The sequence below is a fragment of the Paenibacillus sp. NPDC057886 genome, from assembly GCF_042796655.1.
Lineage (GTDB): Bacteria > Bacillota > Bacilli > Paenibacillales > Paenibacillaceae > Paenibacillus.
The window spans coordinates 1-1,051 of sequence record NZ_JBHVMZ010000043.1; the positions used below are offsets into that span (position 1 = coordinate 1).

The following is a 1,051-nucleotide window of genomic DNA, read 5'->3' on the forward strand; positions in this document are numbered from 1 at the left end:
AAACAATTCAATGAAGATCTATCTGATGAAGAAAAAGAAATTCTAGCCTGCTTTATGGTTGTAGAATATCTCACTCCCAAAATAGTTACTGCTGACCTTTTACATCAAACTCTGAGCTCTAAGGACTTCAAATTGTATTCGCAAGCGAACCATATTAAGGAGATTAGAGAGCTACGTAATTTAATCAAAAAAGAAGCTGAAGATTTAATGGTGCAATATACATACTCAAATATAAGTATGAGAGGCTTTAGATCATGAAGATGATAACAGATTCAAAAACTCAGTTAGCATACTTCAACTTTTTAAAGTCACGCATCTTTAAAATCATTCCCCTCCTAGAAGAAAGTAATTATGGTATTAATAATTATGTCAGTTCACTAATCTTCGAATTATATGGAGCTCAGGATACTATTAAATCTGCACATGATTGCTCTGATTATGTTGTGATGCTTGCAACTCTAGAGTCCATTCGATTGAATATTTCATCACGTGACTACAGTTTTCATGTCGTTAGAAAAGAAGTGTTTAAAGTTCTTGCAACCATTGAAAAAATAATGGGGAGAATGGAACATTGAACTCTTTTGAAACATATAAAAAGAGGTTACTTGCATACGGCTCTACTCCTGATGAAGTTATAATTAATAACACGAAAGACACAATAAATAAGTCATTTGATTCTTCACTCTTCTCTGAGAGCATTCCGATCAACGGTGAATTAACCGATGTAATAATAAATCAGGGGAAAACCTCCGAAGATAAAACATTACTGTTTCGACCTGATTATGAATCCCATAAGGGAGCTATTGCGGAGATAAACGATTCCCCTTTTCTTATTACAGAGTTTGATACAAACAGACTTTATCCCATAGCCAAGGCTAAATTATGTAACTCATCTATTTCACTAACATCATCTGATCGTAAAATTCCATCTGGAAAGATTAATGAAATTACAGGAAAACCAATTATGATTACAGTTCCTGGTGAAAAGCTTGAAATTCCATGTGTCTTTGAGCGCACAACCTCAATAATTGGATCCGAATTAGCCATAAAC

General features: G+C 33.9%; 3 protein-coding genes. All 3 read left to right on the forward strand.

The window, feature by feature from the left end:
- On the forward strand, positions 1–258 hold a 258-nt coding region (locus tag ACFVQB_RS34460), incomplete at its 5' end, for a hypothetical protein (RefSeq protein ID WP_379449902.1).
- Entirely contained in the window at positions 255–575 is a 321-nt protein-coding gene (locus tag ACFVQB_RS34465) for a hypothetical protein (RefSeq protein WP_094295786.1), read from the forward strand. The genes ACFVQB_RS34460 and ACFVQB_RS34465, both read left to right, overlap by 4 nt.
- A partial coding sequence (locus tag ACFVQB_RS34470) for a hypothetical protein (RefSeq protein WP_379449907.1) occupies positions 572–1,051 on the forward strand: 480 nt, incomplete at its 3' end. The genes ACFVQB_RS34465 and ACFVQB_RS34470, both read left to right, overlap by 4 nt.